Genomic DNA, 20614 nt, shown 5'->3' with positions numbered 1-20614 from the left:
CGACGAGAGTGACGGATCGGGCGTAATGTCGACGCATGATCGCTCCTTCTGAAGTTGGTAGCTGATGGCACTGGTGGCGTTGCCCGGTGGTGGCGCCATGGATCCGGAGTTCTGGAGTGTGCAGGCGGCCGAGGACTTTGAGCAGGAGATCGTTGACCAATACGCGCTGGCAATGGCGGCGACTGGTCTGAGCGACTCGCATATCCGCAGCACCCGCGCCACGATCATCGAATTTGCCCGGTCGATTACCGGCCCCGTGTGGACGGCGACTTGCCAGGATGCCGACCGGTTTCTGGCCGAACAGAGGCGGCTGGGACGCAGCGTGAGCACCAGGGCCGGCAAGGCAGGGACGCTGGCGCTGTTTTATGGGTTCATGATCAGCCGTTACCAGGGCCGGATCCATCGGTTGGCCGGGGTGCTCGTCGAGCAGCCCATCGATGAGTTCAACCGCCAGTCCGGGGCATCGCTTGGCAAGGTCCGGGTGCCGCCGTCGGACGCGGAGATCGAGGCGTTCTTTACGTGTTGGCGCCACACCATTCCGCAGGCCCGCAAGTATCTGCCGGCAGCGCGCGACTACTTCGCTGCCTCGCTGTGGCGCCGACTGGGGCTGCGGATCAACGAGACGGTGATGCTCGACATCCGTGATTGGCGACCGGACCTGGGCGGGTTCGGCAAACTCCATGTCCGGTTCGGCAAGGGAGCACACGGCCGTGGCCCAAAGCCGCGTCTGGTGCCCGCGATCAACGGCGCGGCAGAGCTGATCGACTGGTGGCTGGGCGAGGTCCGACACCAGTACGGCGAGGACTGGGCTGACCCCGACGCGCCCCTGCTCCCCTCGGAGCGGTTCGACCGCGAGCTGGGACGATGCGGCCGGGTCGGTGGCAACGCGCTGCGGCGCAGCCTGGGATTGCAGGTCGATCATTTTCTGCCGGCATGGTCGGGCCGAATGACTCCCCACGTGCTGAGGCATTACTGCGCCTCCTCGCTTTATGGGGCCGGGATGGACATCAAGGCCCTTCAGGAGTTGCTGGGGCATCAGTGGCTCGCTACTACCTCGGGTTACATCCACGTCCGCAGCGAATACGTCGAGCAGGCATGGAAGAACGCCAATGAGCGGGTCGCGTCCCGCTTCGCAATCACACAAAAGGAAGGATGAGGCCGTGCAGTGGAACCTGCGGATCAGAGCCGCCGAACGCGGGATCTGGAAGTCAGCGCAAATGCGCCGGATGCTCGCCGATGCAGGGCTGGAGATCAGCGCAGGAAAGATGTCCTCGTGGTGGGCCGGAACACCAGCAACGATGAGACTCGAAGAACTCGACGTGCTCTGCTCAGTGTTGAAGTGCTCACCGACAGACCTGATGAGCCCAGAGCCGGACAAGGTCGCGGCGCGCCGCCCACGCGCGACCGAGACCGTCAACGGCGATAACCAAGGCCACGACGCCGGCAAAGGCGGGATATCGCCGATCGTAACGCCGAGATTCGGCAAGCCGCGATCCGAGCCGCCCCTATAGGCAAGGCTGCCGTGAGTCCGGCCCCGGGCCCGATGGCGCCGCTGCGGCCGCCATCGATGTGCCCCCACTGCCAAATCAACCGTGTCGCATGGGTCCACCCCCGGGTGGACTACTGCTATGACTGCCTTCCCGGCGGCCCGTTCATCCCACCACCATGCTCCAAATGCGGCACCAGAACGGGCTACTTCAGCCAAGGCATGTGCGCCAGCTGCCATCCCGGCAGCCCACAACACCCAGGCTCCTGCAAAGACTGCTTCGCCTGGGGTGTCTACCGCCGCTACAACTGGACCTGTTGGCAGTGTCGATGGTGGCGCTCCCACAACCCGGAAGGAATCTGCGACTATTGCGGGCGCTTCACCCGTATCGGAGAGCGGCGAACCTGCCGGCTGTGCCTGGAACAGGCCCGAATGCTCCAAGAACCAGGACGCGGCCTGGACCTCGTCAACGCGACGAAGGACGGTCACCAACTCTTCTTCGCCAACATGACGTTCGCACGTCGGGGAGCACCACCGCTGAGCCCGGACCAACGCGCCCCATGGAAGCGGCGGGACAAGAACAGCCTGCCCGGCAGCGGGGCCCCCGCCGCGCTGGGCGGGCAGATGGCCTTGTTCGATATTGCGTCCAAGCCGAAAGCCGTCAGAGCGCGTGCCCACCTCGAAGACAATGATCTGACCCGCTACTGCGCCGCCATCGTCCGTGAACACGCCCGGAGGGCCGGCTGGAGCAAGCGGCAACGCAACGACGTGACCCGGTCCCTGCGGTTGCTGCAGGGCTTGCGGCCCGACCCAACAGCGAAGATCCGCGCCACCGACGTCCTCCACCTGCGCCAATACTCGGGCAACGTCCTCTCCACAATCGACGTACTGGCCGCGGCCGGCCTGCTCATCGAGGACCGGCCGACCCAGATCGAACGCTACTTCGCTGCCAAGACCAACACCCTGCCGTCGGTCATGAAGGACCAGCTCGAGGTGTGGTTGCAAGTCCTCACCAACGGCTCCCGCCAGGCGCCACGGCAGATCCCGCGCGATCCTAAGACCATCAGGGTGCACATCCTGGGCATCGAACCCATGATCCACGCCTGGGCCGAGGCCGGCTTCCAGTCGTTCGCCGAGATCACCCGCGCCGACATCACAGCCGCGCTGGACGAAACCAGGACCCGCCGCCACATCGCCGGGAACGGACTCAAATCTCTCTTCACGACCCTCAAAGGCCGACGGCTCATCTTTGCCAATCCGACCCGCGGGATGAAGGCGTCCCCTAAGGGCAGCACCATCCCTCTTGCCCTCGACACCGCCGTGATCCGCGAGGAACTGAACTCCCCGAACCCAGCGGTTGCCCTCGCGGTCGCCTTGGTAGCGTTCCACGCCCTGACCGGGAAACAGATCAGCGAGCTGCGGCTCACCGACATCAGCGACGGACAACTGAGGCTCGGCGACCGCGAGATCCCGCTCGCCGCGCCCGTACGCACACGTCTGGCAGCCTGGCTCGACCACCGCAACCGAACGTGGCCAAACACCGCCAACACACACCTGCTCGTCAACCGGCGGACGGCGCCCAGGCTCCTCCCCACGAGCACGCAGTTCCCCTGGGCCGGTCTGACGCTGCGGCCCCAAGCGTTGCGGGAGGACCGCATCCTGCACGAGATCCATGCGACCGGCGGCGACATCCGCCGCATCTGCGACCTGTTCGGGCTCAGCGTCGAAGGCGCCACGCGCTACCTCAGCGCTGTCGAGCATCCCGACCTCACCCGTAAAGACGTACAGGTTCCCCCAACCTGAGCACCGATGCCCGGTGGAATCATCGGCCATACTCAAGTTCCCGCCAAAAGCGTCAAAATTCACTCGAACTTCTCAACTTTGGCATGCCAACGCTTGTTGGTGTCGTTCAGGGACGCCTCGATGGAGGTGAGGCCGATCTGGACGGGGATACCGGGGCGGCCGCCGACCTTGATCAGGAACTTTCCGCGGCCCGGGGGTTCGACGTCGCCGCCGCGCGAGTCCCAGGCGGGCGGGTCCTGCCAGGAGATGAGCTTCTGCTGTTCCTGCCGCGAGAGCGGAATTGCCGCAGTCAGGAGCGGCATTTCGGAGGCGGGGAGTCCACCGCAGATGACCATGCCGGAGCGTTCGACGAAGCCGCGGGCCTTCATCCGGTCTTCTTCTGCTGGCAGCGCGAGCAGGTCGGACATGGTGTGGGAGATCATGACCTGCCCGACGCCCACGGAGCGGTTGAGGCGGGTCAGGGCGTCCACCCGATCGACCATGCCTTTACCGGCGCGCAGCGCCCGCCACAGCTCGTCCAGGACGACAAAGTAGTTTCGCCGTGGCTCCAGCCCGGCGTCGGCCAGGGCGTTGGCGACGTTGACCGTGCCGAACCCGTAAGACCAGCAAGCCAGCAGCACAGCGGCTTGCAGGTCCGTTTCAGTCTCATCAATGCTGGAGACGTCGAAGACCACGGCCCGGTCACGGCTCATGGGGTTGGTGGTCTGGCGGGAGAAGATTTCTCCGAGCTTTCCGCCGCCGGTCAGCCCCAGCAGCGTTGCCTCCAGCGCCCGGGTTTCCTGCAGGTAGATCGTCATGTTTCCGCGGTCCAAGGCTACCTGGCGCAGTTCGTCCGGCGCAGCAGTGATGACGTCCAGCAGGTCCTTCAGGACCGGAACGCCGTCGAACCGGTCATCGAGGACGCGCAGGGCCCGGTCGAGGATGGTTTGTTCCTGATCCGTGGGCGGGTTGTTCCGGCTGATCGTGATCAGGGAGACGACCATGTTCAGGCGGCGGCCGTGGGCATCGGCACGCACACGGACGGCGGCTTCGTGGTGGCCACGCTCCTCGAGGAGCTGGGCGACCTCAATAGCCTGTCCCGGGTCGAGGATGTTCAGGTATCCCCGGCCGCGTCCGAGCTCGATGACTTGGCCCCCGATGGCCCGGACGGCGTCCACGTGCTCGCCCTTCAGATCTCCAAGCACCAGCGGGTGGACCCCCTGGCCGGAGAGCCCCAGCATCATGCGGCGTACGAGCGTGGACTTGCCCAGACCCGGTTTGCCGAGGATGAAGGCGGACGGGTTGGAAATCAGGTGGGCGCGCTGGAACCAGCTGATCGGGTCGCAACAGACTGTGGCTTGGGTTTCCTCGTGCCGGCCCAGCGGAACGCCAACCATGGGAGAGGACGTGCCTGAGGAAAACGGCCACAGGCCGCAGACCTGAACCGTGGTCCCGCGATACTCACGTACCGCCGGAACCAGGGCCGCAGATCCTCCTCCGCGCCCGGCCCATCCCCGGGAACCGGGGACGCGCACCCGGGCGGGCCGGCCCTTGGATGCGCGGCGGCTGAGGGCTTCGGATTCCACACCCTCAAGGAGCGGGTTCTTCCTCTTCCTGGGAAAGAGCTTCTGCATCACAGGGCCTCTCTGATCTCGGTGGGCAGCAGGATGTGCTTGGGGAGGACGAGCCCGAGCGGCAAAGACGCAGCAAACGCAGTGTCCTGGGAGCCGTAGGCGCGGCGTAGCAGCACCCGGGCGGTCCCGGAGGTCTGTTCCACAGCGGCCACCGCATCGGGGAGACGGGCAGGGTCGGTGACGGTGGCGGTGACAACCATGCCGAAGTTCACCAGGCCGGCACCTTGGGCTTCTTCCTGCGCGGTTTGCGCGGCTGAGCGGGCATCCACGAGGGCGCGAGCAGAAGGACGGTTCCCGGAGGTGATGCGGACGTTGGCGTTGTTCTGGTCCCGCTCGACCACGGCCGCAGCCCGGGCCGAATCCATAGGACGGTAGAGCAGGGACACGCGTTTGCGGTCAATGTCCCCGTGCGGTGCCAGCAATCGGGAGAGAACCGAGGAATTTACGGAACCACGAGGGGCACCCGTCATGGTCCAGGACGCAGAGAAAGCGCCGTCGTGCCGGTAATCATCCCAACTCGCCTGTGTGGCAGAGGGGCCGACTTCGCCCCAGGTGAGGGCAACCGGGGATCCGGCGGCATGGGCTTCGTCAATGATCAACGCCGCAGGAGGGTCATAGGCGATGCGGACGACCTCGCAAAGTTCCTGCGCGGACATGGGACGTGCGATGCCAGCCCCAGTGGACTGCAGCCGGGCACCGAGCCCGGGGATGCGGGATGCTAGATCCCGGGCGACGTCTTCGGGTTCGCGCTTCCTTGATCCGGACCGGAGCGCTGCGGTGAACGTTAGGGACACCCATGCCCGAACCGTGGCCGAACCTTCGGGGTAGGTGCGAACAACCTCGCGGAGGATTGCCTTCGCGGCCTCTGGGGCGTCGGGGTGGATGTTCATTTCAACTTCGTTGCGCAGTCGGTACCCGGAGTCCGGTGCGGTCTCAACGGTGACGGCCGCGGCCTCCAGCCCGGCTTCATCACCGAGTCCGGCGATCCAGCCGCCCCAGTTCGCGACCCATGCATCGACCTGTTCCGGATCCACCAGGGAAGCGCCGTCAGGTTCGGTGGAGAAGACCACGGTGAAGTGGCTCGTGGTGGGGACGTGAAGCATGGCGAACGGGCGGTTGTAGGAGTCGTTGAACTCGTACAGCCGGGACTTGGCAGCCAGTCCGGGGAGCTGGAATATGCCCCACTCGGTCACTCCGAGCGGGCCTGAACGGTAGAGGTTGGTCCCGCCGGAACGGGCTAGACGAAAATTCATCCGCGTAGCGAACCGGTCCACGATGGACTGTCCGTGTTTGTCTTTGACGGTCAGAAGCAGCACGAGCAGGCCGGCGACCGCAAGGACGCTCAGGCCCGGCAGCAGTCCCCAGATGGCGAAGGTGATGATGCCTGCCAGCAGGCCGATCATGACGATGCCGGTGCCGATCGCGCCCAGACTTCCCAGCCCTGCGGAGCGCGGCACCCGCCAGTTGCCGTAGGACGGTTCCTTGTATTCGGTATTAATTGCTGCCACTGGGGCCCTCCCCGGTTGAATCCTGCGCGGTTTGTTGTGCGGCCTGAGAGACCTTGGACGCTGCTTGTGCGCCTGCGGCGACGGCTATACCGGCCGGGCCGGCGGCTTTTGTCGCCCCGGATGCGACACCCCCTGCGCCGAGTCCTGCTGCTGAGGTGGGGGTGCCTGCCCCCGCAGTAGCTGTGCTTCCGGTGGTGCCCTTGCCGGGTGCTCCTCCGGGGCCGGTTGAGCCCGGGGTGGGTTTGCCGTTGCCGCCGTTACTGCCGCTGGTGCCCTTGCTGCCCGGTGCGCTGGCGCTCTGGCCACCCTGACTGGCCGGTGTGGGGGATGCGTTGCCGCGTCCGCTGCCGGAACGTCCCATCGAGACAGCGCCGGTGGCGATGGCCCCCACGGCTGCTCCGGCTGCCCCTCCGGAACCGGAAGCGACAGCTCCAACAATCGGGGTGACAAAGCGCATCAGTGCCGGCAGCGCCAGCAGGGCCACGATCATGAGGGCGAAGCCGGTAACGGACCCCAGTAGGGCGTTGCCCCCCGAGGACCCCATGAGTTTGAAGGCCACTGCGTAGACGATGGCCGCGGCGGGCTTGTAGAGAATGAAGGCGATGGTCCAGCCGATGGCTTTCTGGAACCACTGGCGGCCGATCTCTGTGTTGGTGAACGCCGCGGTAGTAGGAAGGATGCCGGCCAAGATGACGAGCATGCCGCCGCGGACGATCATGAGGACGATCTGGACCAGCGACGCAAGTAGACCCACCAGACCCAGAATGATCAGGATGAAGACCCCAACGCCGGTTTGGTTTGTCATGACCAGGATGGCCATCGCGTGGGCGAAGCCCTTGCCGTCCGTTGCCCGGTCAATGATCGAGGCCGAGAACGCATCGGCAGCAATCACCAGAATAGAAATGACCGCCAGCCCGAGCCCGGAGACCAGAGCCAGGGTCAGCAAGGACCGAAGCAGGTCCTTCAGCGGCGCCCCGCGCTGTTCCCAGATCATCCGGGTTCCCCCCAGGATTACCGACAGCACTGCCAAAGACAGCGTCCAGTAGCCCAGTTCAGAATTAACGAACCCCACCACAGGACTCGCGGTGAGCCCGTCCTGTGATGCGAGGTTGGCCGTCGGCATGCTCACCCAGAAAGTGGAGAGCGTCGTCACCATTTGACTCATGCCCTCCAAGATGGCTTTCGCCATGTTGGTCATGGCGTCGTTGAGCATCCCGGAAACCGCGTCGCCGCCCTTGCAGATGAGATCCAGCGGAGCGCAATCGGCCATGTCAGACACCGGCCCATGCAATAAAGCCGCTCATGTCGCTGAGCGGGGCAACATCATTGATGAGCTGTCCGGCATCGGAAACCTTGACTTTCCAGTCCCCATCAAGCCACTGGAGCGGAAGAACGGCGTGAAAGAGTTTCCCGCCGGAGGTTTGAAATGCCAGATCAACGTTGGCGTCAGCGGGCGAGTACGACTTCAGCATGAAGCCCCGCACCTGCACGGTGTCTGTTGAGCCGGAGGTGGGATCCAGCGTCGACGCTTGCTGTTTAGCTGCATCGCGCCCGACACCGGGGACGATGAGCTTGTCTGCCAGCTCAATATTCGTTTGCTGTGATTTAGACGAGCCAAGTGCGACAAGGTTGACGGCAGCATAGACGGCGCCGGTTGGTGAGTGAGCAAAGCAGGACCTGAAGCCGTTTTCGTCCGTGCGTCCTGGCCCGAATGTCTTGGGGTCAGTGGGTGCTGCCATCTTGCCGACTAGTTCCCATTTGGTTTTCGGCGCGGCGCCCAGAGCAGTGTCTGAGCTTGAGGGTAGCCCGCAAATGCTTCCCCCCGCCTCATCGGTTGCCGTGGACGGCCCCGAGGAGGTGTTGGGCGCCGATGAGGCCGGTCCGGGCTGGGCGGTGCTGTCTGTCTTGGGGAGGAAGAAGATCACGACGACAGCGGCGAGCATTGCAACGACCAGGGCGGCCGAGATGATGAATCCGGGCTTGGTGAACGGGCTGCGTTCGGTACTGCTGTGGGTGGATTCGCTCATGATGAACCTCTCCGGTAGGTGCGGGTTAGACGAAGGCGCGGACGATGCCGGAGGCGCCGGTGATGATGATGCAACCGGCCAGGACCCAGCCGAGCTTGCCTATGGATTCCCCGCCTTCGCCGCGGCGGAGCTGGATGACCATGCCGATGCCGACGATGATCACGCCGAGTACGCCGAGGACCAGGCCGATGCCGGAGGCCCAGTTCAGGACGGTCAGCAATCCCTTGGCTTGTTCGGGAACGGTGGGCGTCGGGTTCGGGATAACGCTTCCGTCGAATACGGCGTGGAAGTTCATGGTGAGACCTTTCATTTGGTGGAGCTGGTGTCAGCTACGAGTGCAGCTATGTCGGTGGTGAAGCGTTGGTATTCGCGGGCCGTGGGGACGCTGGGGGTGTCTTCGTGCCGCCAGGTCTCGACCCAGGGCAGGGTCCAGAGGCGGGGTGCCCCGCCGCCGACAATGGCGGTGAAGTCACGGAGGGCTTTGGGTGTCTTTCCGGGGGCGTCCGCGAGAATGGCAAGGCCGAGGAGTTCAACGGCAGGGGCTGCGCCTGCGGCCCACTGGGTGAGGGCGCTGCGGGCCGCGGTCAGTCCGCGGATATCGGCGCGGCAGACCAGCAGCAGCTTCGGGGCGCTTCCGTCCTGAGGGACGGGCCAGCTGTGCCCTGTGGCCCGTGCCCCGGCCAGGAGATCCGCAACGCGGCTTTCACCTGATCCGCCGTGGGCCCCGGTGACCCAGAGCGCAGCGGCGCCGGCGGCAGTTCGATGGCCCAGTCGGTCAGCGGCGTCGGGTTCGACCATGCCCCGCAACGGAGCGGTAATAGCCGCCGCCGGCGGGGTGTGTGCCTCCGGCTCCGCCGTTTCCGCCTCGACGGCGGGGCGGCTGATCCAGGGGTTCAGGGTCTGCTGCATGAGTCCTCCTTTCGAATGTCCGTTGGACGGGTGGTTAGAAGCCGGCGGCTACGGCAGCGGCCGCGGCGAGCCAGGCCCGCTGAGTGGCCGGCTGGAGGGCTTCGTACCGGATGGGTCCGTTGACCAGGGCCGGGTCGTATGGGATGCGGACGACGGCGCGGACGAAGGGTTCGAAGCCTTTGGCGATCCGTTCTGCCTCGTCCTTGGCCCGCTTCAGGGCATCTCCGCTCATGGACCGTTTCGCATCGGTGGATTCGGAGACGATCACGACCGCGTTGCGTGCCAGCTCGGCGTCGTGGCCGCCACGGGATTCGAGGGTCTGCAGCGTCAGCCGGGCGGCTTCGGCGCGGTCCTCGATAGCCGTGACGGGGACGACGAGCTGGTGGGTGTGGTCGATCATGCGCCGCCAGTTCGCAGCGCGGGCGGTGTTGCCTGAATCCATGATGACGAGCCGGTAGTACCGGGTCAGGACCTGATAGGCGATATCGACTTCCTCCGCGGTGACTTCGTGGTCGCCTTCTTCGTTCTCGTCCGAGCGGAGAACGTCGAACTTATCGGCCGTCTGGTGGTGGACGAATTTGGCGATTTCGGCGGCGTTCGTGGACGGGGATAGCAGTTCAGTTGAGGAATCGATCAGGTCGAGCACGCTGCGGTCGTGGGAGCCCTTTTCGGTCCGCCAGCCGAGAGTCCCTTGGGATTCGTTGTTATCCCACGCGACCGTGGCCGCGCCGCTGTAGCGGGCGAGGATAGCCGAGAGCATGACGACGGTGGGGGTCTTGTTGGCCCCGCCCTTGCGGTTGACCACGGCGATGGTGCGGGGGCCGGGCCAGTGCTGGCTGACTGTGCGGATGTCTTCGCGTTCGGAAAGCTCTTCCTCGGAGGGGTCCATCCGGATGCCCAGGCGTGTGAGTGCGCCGCGCCAGCCCTGGGTGGCCGGCTCGAGGACCGGGGCGCTGACCAGGAAGGAAGTGTCCTTCAAGCTGCGTCGCGTCGGAGCCTCTTCCGCAGCAACCGCCGGTTGTTCCGGGGCGGCCACTGCCGGCCCGCTCTGCTCTGCCGGTGCGGGCGGCCACGGCTGGTCGTCGGCCACGGCCGCAGGAGCCTGAGCGGGAACCGCAGGCTTCGCTGCGGGCGCCGGCTCTGCCACGGAGGCGGTGCTGATGACTGCCGGGGCGACGGTTTCCGGGGTGGTGGTCGGGGCTTCTGCGCGTCGGCGGGGTGTGCGGGGTTCGTAGGAGACGGATTCGATTTTGTTGTCTGGGTGGACGATCAGCTCACCGTGGCCTTCGGGATCCTCGATCTGGACCCGGACCGGGCGCTGGAGCGTTTGCGCTTCGCCAACGACGAGGGCCAGGGCGTTGTTGCGTAGGCCCTGCAGGGATTCCCCGGCAGGGACGATGCGGGAGTTGCCCGCGACGACGACCTCAGCGGTGCCGTTGTCGCGGACGATGGCCTTGATGCTGGGAAAGGCCAGAACTTGCGTTGGTGCAGTACCCATCGGCTTGTTCCTTAGGTGTGAGAAGGGAAAGGGGGTTGGCGTTTAGGATGCGGGCGGGGTGAGGCGGTTGACCTTCCACGGTGCATCCTTGTCCGTGCGGAGCAGTTGCAGCGTGTAGTTCCCCGCGTTAGTTGGGACGGCGGCGGTGACGCCGTATCCGTTGGCCTCATCGACGGACAAGGTGGCCGCTCCGGTGACGCGGGATGCCGGAATGTTGGAAGGGTCTACGGAGGAGTAATCCGCCGTAGCCTGAGGCGTGAGCCAGCGGGCGAGGTCATTGGCCCACTGCTTCTCATCCAGGCTCGGACGCGCGAAGTCGTTCATCGCGTTCTCAGCAACGTCCAGCGCATCGTCCTTGCTGGCTTGATCCCAGGTGATGCCAATGGTGGGCGGGACGGTGCCTCCGGGTGCCTGCGGGCCGCTGTTGGCGCTCGGAGATACCCGCGCTGAGGGTGTGGTGCTGGCACTGGAAGACGATGCCGGCGCGGCCCCGGTGGACGCGGCAGGCGCGCAGGCCGCGCACAGCAGCGCGACGGCGAGCAGGGTCAGGGGCTTCTTCACTTCTTCTCCTCTTGGACGGGCAGGTACAGGAAGGCCGAGGGAACTGTGCTGGCCACGGTCCGGGTGTAGTAGTTGTGGTCATCCGGGGCAGGGTTGCCGTTGTAGCCCTCTTCGACGTAAGTTCCGTTGTCTTTGACTTCCTTCACCACGCCAACGTGGCCGAAGTTGGGGTCCGCTCCCCCGGCTCCTGGCGCGTACCAGACCACTGCACCGACTTTCGGTGCGCGGCCGGTGGGCCAGCCCTTGGCGTCCCAGCCGGCCTTCCATGTCAGTGCCGAACCCAGGCCCTGACCGTCTGGACGGAAGGTGCCGTTGAGGAACTTGAACGGGACACTCGTGGATCCCATCTGCTGGTTCACGCGCCACAGGGCGAAGTCCACGCACTCCCGGTAGAACATGCCCAGCGGTGAGGTGCTGGAAGCGTTGGCCCCGGCATGCATCCAGGTCGGTGAGTTCTTCCACGGGTAGTCGTTCCCGGCGCCTGACTGTCCGGGGATCCCGCACTCACTTCCCTGCAGGGAGAACTTCGAGGTGGAGAGAGCCTGGACGATTTTCACGGCCTCGGGCCAGTACTTCTGGTAGTGGTACGGGTCGGCGTTGCGCTGGACCTTGTTGGCCGCGATCGTCGGCTCAAGCAACTCCCACCCCGGCACAGCCTGCAGCGCCTTGATGAAGTTCGTTGCGCTCTTGGCCGGGTTCATACGGTCTTCGTAAGAGCCCCATGCACCGTTGCCACGCTGCTGAAACAGACCGCGGGAGTCCGGGCCGGCGGTATCGCCGCTGTCGAGAACACGAAGGCCGGACTCCCCCAGGGCAACCATCACCGCGATCATCTGACCGTTCACGGACAGATTCAAAGACTTCCCTGCGCCCATGATCGACGCAGCATTCTTCAGCTGCTCCTGGGTGTAGCCGTCGACCTTGGTGTTGGCGTCCACAGACACGGAAATCGCTGGGCCGCAGGCGGCAGCAGGAGATGGCTCGGAAAGGAGCAGCACCATCGACAGGACCAGGCCAAGAAAGATCGAGAACAAGCCAACTGCGGCGCCTACTTGCAGCCGCGGCACCCTCAATTGCGCCACAATGATCGACCTACAATAACTCTATTATTTATTGATAGAGTGCGTCCTCGAAAAGGGTCAGGCAAGATTGAGGCATGCCGAATTTGCTTCGACCGAAGATGCCCGTCGATGTTGAGGCAGCAGTCAGCCTCATTGGCAATCGAGCCCGCGCTGACATCTTGCATAACCTCTCCAGGCTCGGCCCGTCCACGGTCGGGCGTCTGCACTCTGCTCTGGATATCAGCCGGCCGAGCCTGAACCGACACCTCGATGTCCTTTCCAAGGCGGGATTGGTCCAAACTGATCCACCTGCGGGTCTGCGGCATGGCAAGAATGTTGTATACGCGATCCACCGAGCTCGGGTTCGCGAACTGGTTCAGGCATACGCCGCCTTTATCGAAGGCGCCTGACTGAGATTGGTGCGGGGTTGGGTGGTGGCAAGCGACCGCGCAGGACCGGATCTTGGAAGATGTCGAAGTGCGCACGCATCTACGATATCAGGATTGAAACATGTTTCAACCATGGTTCAAACTAAGGCAAATTGACGCCCTCATCGCCATCAACATCATCCAGGAGCGCGTTAATTGCCTCGAGGGTCTTGATGTCTATGTCGCCGAGAGTCCGCGCGGCGATGTTCTTTAATCTGTTGCGACGCATCCTTTTCAAGAGCTGCAACTCGCGCTCAATCCGTTCCGGAAGCTCGCCGGTTTCATCGGTCAGGTATGCCGGATCTACCTCGAAGAATTTGGCCAGCGCAACCAGAGCTTCTCTTGGGACAGCGTCAGGTGACTCACCGGAACGAATACGCCACCAGCGCGTCCGAGAGAGTTCGTACCCATTTTCGCGCACGCCCGCTTGGATGTCGGAGAACTCATAGGGTTCCCCGCCTTCGGCCACGACGACATCCAGAAGGAGGTTCACCTTGCGAGCGAGTGTCTCCGCTCGCTCCAATCGAGTCTGGGGGCTGTCACCGCCAACCATAAATTCAACCATCTACTTTCATTCGCTGGCTGTCGCAGCTTGTTTTCCGGTCGGGCCAGAACGGAACCAATTCTCGTACCAGCGGCGGACGGCTAGGTTCCACCATACCGGGTCGGAATTCCATTCTTGAGTGTGCCCGGAACAGTCAAACTCAACTAGTTCGATCCAATCCTCGTGAGCCTGTGCGAAACGAGTCGAAATTTCAAAAGGGACAGACCAATCGTTCTTGCTATGGATGATCAGGACCGGAATGCCCAGATCGCCCGCAACCCTGGTCCTGTCAGCACCTCGTACATCGATCGGAGCCTCGAGGCCTACCAGTCTGCTGAATGAGCTGAGCGCTAGGAGACGGGCCATGAGCGAGCCCAACACCCGGGGCCACCCGTGATGGTGGGCGTTCGCACGCAGCACCTCCTCCCAAACCAATGCCGGCGAAACCATGACCAAGCCCTTAATCGTCCGAGCCAGCGGTGACCGCTGTACGGCATTTAGAGCCATAGTGGCCCCGAGTGACCAGCCAAACACTATGCACTCAGTTCCACCGCGCTCCGCAACAAATTGAAGAGCCGCTTCTATGTCGTGCCACTCTGATTCGCCCAGATGGCATCTCGCGTCCTTCGAGCTGGGACCCTCACCATCGTTGCGATATGAAATCACCAACGAGCTGAGTCCCAGCCCCGATGCGCTCTCAACCCCACGCAAAGTCTGAGCCTTCGAGCTTCCCTGCCCATGGACATGGATGGCCCAGCAGTTAGTTCCGCGGTCGATCACCCATGCAGGGGCTGAGCCGAGGGAAGTCTCTATAAAGGCCGCGGTCGCGTCAGGTGCAACGGACAAAGGGTTCACCGAGACGATGCCACTCCACCGCCCCCGGGAATAGATGGAAAGATCCGCGGGCCGAAAAAGAAGTTGGCGCAGGACTTTTCCCTTTTGGACAGATACGACCGGTCCGATTACGGCCGGCGGGCCGCCACTAGAAAGGTGAAACCCGAATTGGCCCGGCGCTAGGGTGCGTCGCGAGGCTCGAAACAGAATCTGGTCGTCGGAAATTTCTAAGGGGACGATGTCATAGGTGGGCTTGTAGGTCGGTGACGTTGCCTCTCGGGCCGCCCAAATCAGCGCGGCCCCACCTACTCCTGCAGCCCCGAAAAGGCCTGCTCGCAACACGGAGCTCAGCGAGGACGCCACGAGAGCCTCTCGAGGTGATCGGAGGCATTCGACAGCTTAGTGAGGCCTTTGGTCCCGATTTTGTCCCGTACGTCTGGATCCCGTGCAAGAGAATCCTGGATTTCTACAACCATGCGGTGCAGCTCCCTGCGCCGTCGATCTGGACGTTTCGGAACCACGCCAAGATCCAGTGTCAGCCCGGCATTCCCTGCTACTGCCTGCCCCCAGACTGGTTCCAAACCAGCAATCACAGAGCTGGTTCGCACTGTTTCGCGCATGGCCGCGACCTTGCGGCTGGCCGGAGGCAAGGCTAAGCCGGTGCAAAGCAAAAAGAATGTAACCGAGTTCAACCCCGCATACACTCCGGACAGCACCGAGAGAGGCGCGACGATGTCGAGAACATGGAGGGTGTCCAGTAATAGAACATCTAGGACTAACAGAACCGCGGATAGGCATCCAAAACCAACCAGCGCGAACGCGATGGTATAGAGCCTCGCGGTCCACGATTTTCGGAACCGCACGCACGTCCAACCTGCGGCTGCCATAACCGCGCCGATGTAGAGATACTGCACAGCGGAATATAGACCCGCCGCCCATGCTCCACCGAAGTCCCTCATAAAAGTTGTCGACGTTACAGGGGCGTCAACCAAAAGGAACAGGGCAGTGGCCGAGATGGTGGCACCTGCAAGCCCCATCTTGGCCCACCTGTCATACGAAGATTCGTTGCCATAAGACGCCGGCCCCGCAGCGCGGTGGATGGCTCGGGCAAGAAAATAGATCCCTGTGAGCAGAAATAGATTTGATCCCAGGTCCGCGAAGTTCTTCCCCCCGACCCAGCCGTCTGCAAGCACGTATAAAGCGTCCACATTGAGAAGCATTGCCACTGAGATCAGCATCGAGGCGAACAGAATGCTGGTGTCCTTACCCTGGCCACGCGACGCGATAACAACAAGAGCCAGGGCCACCATGAGCCCCGCGGCGATGATCTCCATTAGCCGAACACATCCTCAAAGGCACCCGGTTCGCGGGGCCCCTTCCTCAAGGCCTCCGCCAAGAGATCGGCAAGATACTCGGCCGTCGCCTCTTCGAGGGTCCGATATTCGGTCCGCATAAGCGCCCTGCGCACGATTTCGGGAGAAAGACCGCGAAAGCCGCTTTTCAGAACGGTCCCTGCGCCCGGTGTTGTGTCATGGCCAAGAACCATGTGGGCAAGCTCGTGAAGGATGAATTGTTGACGCTGTAGCTCCCAGGGCGTTGGAGGATGAAAGACCCACTCGACCTTCGTTCCAGGAAGCCAGAGACCACAGATGGAAGTCCCGACGAGTTTTTCAGTGGCACGTATCCGGATTTGCTTGCCACGGATCCCGGCAACGACGCTGACGAGGCGGTCTAGAGTCAGGGCGCTTGGAAGTTCCAAGGATGAGAATGCGGACGATGCATCGCGGAAAGCCCGCTGAGAGGTGGTCACAGGCAGGGATCGCAAGGGTTGCGTCACGACTACTGGCCCTTCGGTATCTTCAACGGAACATGGCTTGAAACATGTTTCGAACATGGTTTAGGCTGTTTCAGGCATCCCGGATGGAACGGGGACAACCATATCAAGCGGCTTGGGGACGCCGCCCTCACTCCACGAAAAGGGGACGAGCATGCGCGATCAACGGTCCTGCGCTGAGGCGCCCCGGGCCCACCCGGCAGTCGTGAACGTCAATTCGCTGATTTCGCTGGGCATTCGGGGCCGGAGCGACGCGACACGCGGGTTTGTTTTCTGTAAACAAATCCCCGGATGCCTTCGAAAGCAGTGCTAGTTTCGACTCAGTCGATAGCTGTAAACAGAAACCTGATAGTGATCGACCGCAAGTAGCACCAGCGATGAAGCAGCCGCAACCGCAGGTTGTGCGAGATTCAAAGGACATGACCATGAGCGCAGTAATCAATCGTGGAGGCGGACGGCCCAGCAAGGGACTCCGCAAATACATTGGCTTCCGCACGCAGGCTAAGACCGCGGAGGACGTTCAGATGATCGCTGCCGCCAAGGGCATGACTGTCACAGACTACGTTTCATCCGCCGTAGACCGTTCCCTGCGCGAAGATCTGGCTCTGCTGGATCACTTCGCACACCAGGAGGAACTGCCGATACGCATAGCCTCATAACAGAAGAAGGCCCGCACTAGGCGGGCCTTCGAAGCTGAAGATCCACGATCCGGGAAGCTTGCCGGCGAACAGATCGTAGATCGGATAGAAGACCTTCACAGGGCTTCATTTGTGTTGCAAACCGATCTTGCAGGATCGGTCCTTAACCATTCCCTCGACAGGAACATCATCATCGTACAACAGCACGGTCGCGTGCTGCCAGCCCAATACGGGGATGGCGTGTCGCGCGAGCCATCCTCTGCTCACACCCCCGCTCAGGCCTGGGCTGCCCTGGCACCTATCCTTGCTGGCCAGCCCCGTGTTCGACTCTCCCGGGACGCCGGCAAGACCTACCCGCAGAAGCACGAACGCGCCCTCTGCGAGACGCTACCCACACTTCCCGCCGCGGTGCGTATTTTCGGTAAAGACGGCACATGCGCTGCGATCTTCCTCGACTTCGACTCCTCGGTAGCCGGTGTCGACTGGGTTTTGGCGGACGTCCGCGCCGTCCAGGCCTGGCTCCACTCGTTCGGGGCGCGGTGGATCGAGGACTACTCGCCAAACGGCGGCCGCCACATCTACATCCCGCTTGCTCAAAGGGTCACCTTCTCTGAAGCGCGCGATCTTGTAGAGGCCCTGGGCACCCGGTACCGGACACTGGACAAGACCCCGCACCAGAACCTTCTCCACGGCTGCATGCGGACCCCGGGTTCCCCGCACAAACGCGGCGGCCACCAAGAGCTAGCCATGTCGTTATCCATGGCCTACGACGTCGCCCGCCGGCCAAACCCGACCGACATCTGGGCAGCCATGACTGCTGACCTGGCGGGCGAAATCAACGCTGCGCGGGCGCTCCGGCTTGAGGAACCCTTCGCTCCGGCAGCCGATGCGGCACCCGCGGTCAAGCACCCGGCCGGCCGAATGTCACGGGTTATGCAACTCATGGCGCAGACCGGACTCTACGACACCACCCGGTACGCCACCGACTCAGACGCCCGTCAGGCGATCCTCACCGGAGCAGCCGCCGCTGGCCTCCAGCTCGTCGACGTGGAACGCCGCATGAAGCAAGGGACCTGGCCCGGGCTGGCCTCCTTCTACGCCCGGTACGCCTCCCGCCACCGGATTCCGGCTCTGCGCCGGGACTGGATCAACGCCGTCGCCTATCTCAAAAAGAGTGCAACCGCGGACGGGAATGACAATGTCCGCAGATCCCCCACAAGCCAGCCAAATACACAGCGCCCTGTACTAAAGGGTTCGAATCCAACTTCGCTGAATCCTGGTGCTGAGCACCAGTTCATTAGGACATGGAGGAACGCGCTTCGGATCAGTGAGGTGCACTACCAGGAATCCAGAACAGGAATGGCACGAAGAATGGTGCTGAGATCTCTCGGTGAGGCAGCCCACATGACCGGGTCCCGGTTTATTGAATTCGGGGTGAGGTCAATGGCTGTGGCCACGGGTCTGGATCACACCACCGTGGCACTCCACTTGAAGGCGCTTCGGATAGAGAAGGACCCGCTCGTTACCCTGGTGGAAGAAGCTCGCGGGACTAAGGGCGATCTGTACATGCTGACCGTCCCCGAAGAACTGAAGACGGCCGCCGAGGGTGCAGAATGGCAGAAAGGAAAGATCCACGCAGTACGCCCCGTCTTCCGGGAACTGGGCCTGCCGGCGGCGTTCGTCTACGAAGCACTCGAGAACTCCCCCGCCATGCCGATCGCCGAAATCGTGCGCGTTACCCGGCTCTCGAGGTCAGCGGTAAACGAAGCACTGGAAATCCTGGCGGCCTGGAACTTGGTGGCGCGGAATGCCGGGAAGTCCTGGGCCGTGGTGTCATCGACGTCGTTGAGACAACTCGCTGAACAACTCGGCGTCCTGGAGGCGGTCGCTGCGCAGCTGCAGCGCTACAAGCAGGACCGGATAATCTGGCGCGAATGGCTGGCCAAACACGTCAACACCGTCGCCGAGCTCCTCTCCCCCAGCGAAGACTACCCGTGGGAGACATTTGAAGGGCCGCCCGATGAATGGACCCTCGCGGACGTCGCATTCAGTAGAGCCGGCTAGGGTCAACGCCGAAGTTCTGTGTGTTCAGCATTCCTCCGCCGAGGGCCAGCCCACTAACTTCGTGCCATAACCTAAGCCATAAGAACTATAGGAGGCATGGCCGCATCCCATAGCGATGAGTCCCTCACTCCTTCGCGGTTAGGCGTGCGGGGACGTGAAGCTTGAAGACTGCGGAGACAAGGGCGCTGCGTGACGGAGCGCCGAACTCCACGACTTTCTCATCCAGCCAGGCGACCTGCAGACCGTCGAGACGCAGCTGAATTTGGATGCCGGCCTCTCCCCTTTTTCGAGGTGCGCGCCGCGGCATGCCCGATCTCGTCAACATCGTCTCCACCGTGAACTCCTCCGATATCTGCTCTTCATCCAGAGCCTCAAAGGCATCGATGAGCAGATCCGCGTACGTCGTTCGGGCGTGGTACACAGCATCCTTGACGTCGGCGAGCAGGGCCGGCGGCAGGTAGACCCCGACGTTGCGCAGCCCCCCAGGCACCGTCTCGGAGGCCTTCACTGCAGATGCGGCGCCCCGCTTAGCCGCCGGTTGCTGCCGCGGAGCTGGTTTCTGAGTCTGAGTGGTCGCAGAAACCAGCTCGGGCTCAACAGTGCTGCGCTCCCGCTCTTTCGTCGATGTCTGCTCGACGGTAGGACCCTGTTCGATATTGGACTCGAGTTCAGACGTGGGCGGAACTTGGACGGTCTTCTGCGCCAGCGCTTCCGCTGATCTCTCAGGCGACTCGGGTTCCTTGGCCGGGGCGGGCGCTTGGGCAGCGCTCCCCCGCCGCTTCGGTGCGAGTAGGCCCTGCAACGCTGCCCCGCGCGCGGGAGCTACGGATGGCGCGAAAGCACCAGAAAGGTTAGGCCGGCCGCTCATGCCTGGTTCCCGCTTTCGATCTCGTTAAGGCGGGCCAGTATCTCGCCGGTCAACTGCTCGTATTCTTCAGCCAGTCCCCCGGCGTTGCGTGAGAAGAACCCTTCTGCGGGCTTCTCCCCTGCCCGGAGGGCCTTTAGGCGTTTCTTCTGGGCGTCGGTGACTGCACCCTCCAACTCGTGGAACAGCAGGCCCTTGCGGCGTGCGTCCGCGCTGGCGCTCTCCAGGTTCCGGATCCGGGTTTCGAAGACGGGGGCGACGGTGCCGAGCATCTCTTCCAGCGTGTCTCGTACGCTGCGTTCCAGGCGCAACGAGCGGGGTCCGACGCCGAACAGGACGATGCCGGCCAGTTGCAAGTTCGGATTCCGGTCCCGGACGGCCATAAAGCGCCGGGCGATGCGTTCCACGCCGTCGATGCTCGCGTCATCGGAGCGTGTAGGAATCACGACGGCGCTGGAGATAGCGAAAGCGCCCTCAACGAGAATCCGTTCTCCCGGAGGGGTGTCTATCAGGATGAGGTCATAGTCGTCCGCCAGAGGCGCGAGGACGGTGTAAAGCATGTCGCCGAAGTCGCCGGCGTCCGAGCGGCTGGAACGCGAGAGCATGATTCCTTGGATATCTTCGAGGTCTTGACCGCCGGGGATGACATCTAGATTCTCACGGACGTTGCGGAGGATCATCGGCGCTGTCCCGGCGATGAGTGCTTGGAACAGCTCCCGACCGCTTTGACGTTCATAACCGAGATCCCGAGCCAGGTCGCCCTGGGGGTCGAGGTCGACCATTAGAACCCGCGAACCGGCTAAGGCGACGTATCCGCCAACGTTTGCCGCGGTCGTGGTTTTACCCACTCCCCCTTTGCCGTTAGCCAGGGATATGACCCGGTCAATTGCCCGTGTTTCGCGGGATTTCGGGGGTACTGAGGCTTGCAGTGATCGTGCCAT

At 63.3% G+C, this 20614-nt stretch carries 21 protein-coding genes; 6 read left to right on the top strand and 15 right to left on the bottom strand.

Going from position 1 to position 20614, the window contains the following annotated elements:
- Positions 1 to 64 precede the first annotated feature (64 nt).
- From ACUYM2_RS18465 to ACUYM2_RS18455, 3 genes are all read left to right on the top strand, one after another.
- Entirely contained in the window at positions 65 to 1156 is a 1092-nt protein-coding gene (locus ACUYM2_RS18465) for a tyrosine-type recombinase/integrase (protein WP_481601549.1), read from the top strand.
- Between the two features lie 4 nt (positions 1157 to 1160).
- Positions 1161 to 1511: a helix-turn-helix domain-containing protein gene (locus tag ACUYM2_RS18460; RefSeq protein ID WP_481601548.1), complete on the top strand. Its 351-nt coding sequence runs from the start codon at positions 1161 to 1163 to the stop codon at positions 1509 to 1511.
- 407 nt (positions 1512 to 1918) lie between these two features.
- Entirely contained in the window at positions 1919 to 3289 is a 1371-nt protein-coding gene (locus tag ACUYM2_RS18455; protein ID WP_481601547.1) for a hypothetical protein, read from the top strand.
- Positions 3290 to 3348: 59 nt separating this feature from the next.
- Here ACUYM2_RS18455 and ACUYM2_RS18450 read toward each other — a convergent pair whose 3' ends face one another.
- From ACUYM2_RS18450 to ACUYM2_RS18410, 9 genes are read right to left on the bottom strand one after another with little or no spacing between them, the layout of a single operon-like run.
- A complete protein-coding gene (locus tag ACUYM2_RS18450) occupies positions 3349 to 4902 on the bottom strand; it encodes a helicase HerA domain-containing protein (RefSeq protein ID WP_481601546.1) in 1554 nt (517 codons plus the stop codon).
- Positions 4902 to 6410 (bottom strand): SCO6880 family protein, encoded by a 1509-nt coding sequence (locus tag ACUYM2_RS18445; RefSeq protein WP_481601545.1) that lies wholly within the window; start codon positions 6408 to 6410, stop codon positions 4902 to 4904. The genes ACUYM2_RS18450 and ACUYM2_RS18445 overlap by 1 nt, the downstream gene beginning before the upstream one ends.
- Positions 6397 to 7680 (bottom strand): TrbL/VirB6 family protein, encoded by a 1284-nt coding sequence (locus ACUYM2_RS18440; protein WP_481601620.1) that lies wholly within the window; start codon positions 7678 to 7680, stop codon positions 6397 to 6399. The genes ACUYM2_RS18445 and ACUYM2_RS18440 overlap by 14 nt, the downstream gene beginning before the upstream one ends.
- 1 nt (position 7681) lies before the next feature.
- Entirely contained in the window at positions 7682 to 8437 is a 756-nt protein-coding gene (locus ACUYM2_RS18435) for a DUF8175 domain-containg protein (protein ID WP_481601544.1), read from the bottom strand.
- A gap of 25 nt (positions 8438 to 8462) precedes the next feature.
- The gene (locus ACUYM2_RS18430) at positions 8463 to 8732 is read right to left on the bottom strand and encodes a hypothetical protein (RefSeq protein WP_481601543.1); all 270 of its coding nucleotides are present in this window, start codon (positions 8730 to 8732) and stop codon (positions 8463 to 8465) included.
- A gap of 11 nt (positions 8733 to 8743) precedes the next feature.
- Complete coding sequence (locus tag ACUYM2_RS18425; RefSeq protein WP_481601542.1) at positions 8744 to 9346, bottom strand: DUF6668 family protein; 603 nt, start codon at positions 9344 to 9346, stop codon at positions 8744 to 8746.
- A gap of 34 nt (positions 9347 to 9380) precedes the next feature.
- The gene (locus ACUYM2_RS18420) at positions 9381 to 10844 is read right to left on the bottom strand and encodes a MinD/ParA family ATP-binding protein (protein ID WP_481601541.1); all 1464 of its coding nucleotides are present in this window, start codon (positions 10842 to 10844) and stop codon (positions 9381 to 9383) included.
- Between the two features lie 42 nt (positions 10845 to 10886).
- Positions 10887 to 11405 (bottom strand): hypothetical protein, encoded by a 519-nt coding sequence (locus tag ACUYM2_RS18415; protein WP_481601540.1) that lies wholly within the window; start codon positions 11403 to 11405, stop codon positions 10887 to 10889.
- Positions 11402 to 12406, bottom strand: coding sequence for a CHAP domain-containing protein (locus ACUYM2_RS18410; RefSeq protein WP_481601619.1), 1005 nt, complete (start codon positions 12404 to 12406; stop codon positions 11402 to 11404). The genes ACUYM2_RS18415 and ACUYM2_RS18410 overlap by 4 nt, the downstream gene beginning before the upstream one ends.
- 155 nt (positions 12407 to 12561) lie before the next feature.
- Between ACUYM2_RS18410 and ACUYM2_RS18405 the strand changes: the two genes are divergently transcribed.
- On the top strand, positions 12562 to 12876 hold the full coding sequence (locus ACUYM2_RS18405) for an ArsR/SmtB family transcription factor (RefSeq protein ID WP_481601539.1): 315 nt from the start codon (positions 12562 to 12564) through the stop codon (positions 12874 to 12876).
- A gap of 121 nt (positions 12877 to 12997) precedes the next feature.
- Here ACUYM2_RS18405 and ACUYM2_RS18400 read toward each other — a convergent pair whose 3' ends face one another.
- The 4 genes from ACUYM2_RS18400 to ACUYM2_RS18385 all read right to left on the bottom strand — a co-directional run bounded on the left by ACUYM2_RS18400 (position 12998) and on the right by ACUYM2_RS18385 (position 16082).
- The gene (locus ACUYM2_RS18400) at positions 12998 to 13459 is read right to left on the bottom strand and encodes a hypothetical protein (RefSeq protein ID WP_400160543.1); all 462 of its coding nucleotides are present in this window, start codon (positions 13457 to 13459) and stop codon (positions 12998 to 13000) included.
- A gap of 6 nt (positions 13460 to 13465) precedes the next feature.
- Positions 13466 to 14218 carry an alpha/beta hydrolase family protein gene (locus tag ACUYM2_RS18395; RefSeq protein WP_481601538.1) on the bottom strand — a complete coding sequence of 251 codons (753 nt, stop codon included), beginning with the start codon at positions 14216 to 14218 and terminating at the stop codon, positions 13466 to 13468.
- 401 nt (positions 14219 to 14619) lie between these two features.
- Positions 14620 to 15606, bottom strand: coding sequence for a hypothetical protein (locus tag ACUYM2_RS18390; RefSeq protein WP_481601537.1), 987 nt, complete (start codon positions 15604 to 15606; stop codon positions 14620 to 14622).
- Entirely contained in the window at positions 15606 to 16082 is a 477-nt protein-coding gene (locus ACUYM2_RS18385; protein WP_476982590.1) for a hypothetical protein, read from the bottom strand. Before ACUYM2_RS18385 ends, ACUYM2_RS18390 begins: the two co-directional genes overlap by 1 nt.
- Before the next feature lie 449 nt (positions 16083 to 16531).
- On the opposite strand from ACUYM2_RS18385, the gene ACUYM2_RS18380 reads away from it, so the two are divergent.
- Both ACUYM2_RS18380 and ACUYM2_RS18375 read left to right on the top strand, forming a co-directional pair.
- A complete protein-coding gene (locus tag ACUYM2_RS18380; RefSeq protein WP_011689691.1) occupies positions 16532 to 16765 on the top strand; it encodes a hypothetical protein in 234 nt (77 codons plus the stop codon).
- A 219-nt stretch (positions 16766 to 16984) separates the two neighbouring features.
- Positions 16985 to 18808, top strand: coding sequence for a MarR family transcriptional regulator (locus ACUYM2_RS18375; protein WP_481601536.1), 1824 nt, complete (start codon positions 16985 to 16987; stop codon positions 18806 to 18808).
- A gap of 124 nt (positions 18809 to 18932) precedes the next feature.
- On the opposite strand, the gene ACUYM2_RS18370 is transcribed toward ACUYM2_RS18375, so the two are convergent.
- Both ACUYM2_RS18370 and ACUYM2_RS18365 read right to left on the bottom strand, forming a co-directional pair.
- The gene (locus ACUYM2_RS18370) at positions 18933 to 19316 is read right to left on the bottom strand and encodes a hypothetical protein (RefSeq protein ID WP_481601535.1); all 384 of its coding nucleotides are present in this window, start codon (positions 19314 to 19316) and stop codon (positions 18933 to 18935) included.
- Positions 19317 to 19672: 356 nt separating this feature from the next.
- A complete protein-coding gene (locus ACUYM2_RS18365; protein WP_400160549.1) occupies positions 19673 to 20614 on the bottom strand; it encodes a ParA family protein in 942 nt (313 codons plus the stop codon).

It is taken from the genome of Arthrobacter sp. SD1074B, from assembly GCF_056780195.1.
This window is presented reverse-complemented; position numbering and strand designations above follow the sequence as displayed.

Excerpts from the sequence above, each read along its gene's own strand:
- ACUYM2_RS18420 (WP_481601541.1), bottom strand. The coding sequence starts at position 10,844 with ATGGGTACTGCACCAACGCAAGTTCTGGCCTTTCCCAGCATCAAGGCC.
- ACUYM2_RS18430 (WP_481601543.1), bottom strand. The coding sequence starts at position 8,732 with ATGAACTTCCACGCCGTATTCGACGGAAGCGTTATCCCGAACCCGACG.
- ACUYM2_RS18390 (WP_481601537.1), bottom strand. The coding sequence starts at position 15,606 with ATGGAGATCATCGCCGCGGGGCTCATGGTGGCCCTGGCTCTTGTTGTT.
- ACUYM2_RS18380 (WP_011689691.1), top strand. The coding sequence starts at position 16,532 with ATGAGCGCAGTAATCAATCGTGGAGGCGGACGGCCCAGCAAGGGACTC.
- ACUYM2_RS18440 (WP_481601620.1), bottom strand. The coding sequence starts at position 7,680 with ATGGCCGATTGCGCTCCGCTGGATCTCATCTGCAAGGGCGGCGACGCG.
- ACUYM2_RS18365 (WP_400160549.1), bottom strand. The coding sequence starts at position 20,614 with ATGGCACGATCACTGCAAGCCTCAGTACCCCCGAAATCCCGCGAAACA.
- ACUYM2_RS18405 (WP_481601539.1), top strand. The coding sequence starts at position 12,562 with ATGCCGAATTTGCTTCGACCGAAGATGCCCGTCGATGTTGAGGCAGCA.
- ACUYM2_RS18410 (WP_481601619.1), bottom strand. The coding sequence starts at position 12,406 with ATGGTGCTGCTCCTTTCCGAGCCATCTCCTGCTGCCGCCTGCGGCCCA.
- ACUYM2_RS18400 (WP_400160543.1), bottom strand. The coding sequence starts at position 13,459 with ATGGTTGAATTTATGGTTGGCGGTGACAGCCCCCAGACTCGATTGGAG.
- ACUYM2_RS18465 (WP_481601549.1), top strand. The coding sequence starts at position 65 with ATGGCACTGGTGGCGTTGCCCGGTGGTGGCGCCATGGATCCGGAGTTC.
- ACUYM2_RS18435 (WP_481601544.1), bottom strand. The coding sequence starts at position 8,437 with ATGAGCGAATCCACCCACAGCAGTACCGAACGCAGCCCGTTCACCAAG.
- ACUYM2_RS18455 (WP_481601547.1), top strand. The coding sequence starts at position 1,919 with ATGCTCCAAGAACCAGGACGCGGCCTGGACCTCGTCAACGCGACGAAG.
- ACUYM2_RS18450 (WP_481601546.1), bottom strand. The coding sequence starts at position 4,902 with ATGCAGAAGCTCTTTCCCAGGAAGAGGAAGAACCCGCTCCTTGAGGGT.
- ACUYM2_RS18425 (WP_481601542.1), bottom strand. The coding sequence starts at position 9,346 with ATGCAGCAGACCCTGAACCCCTGGATCAGCCGCCCCGCCGTCGAGGCG.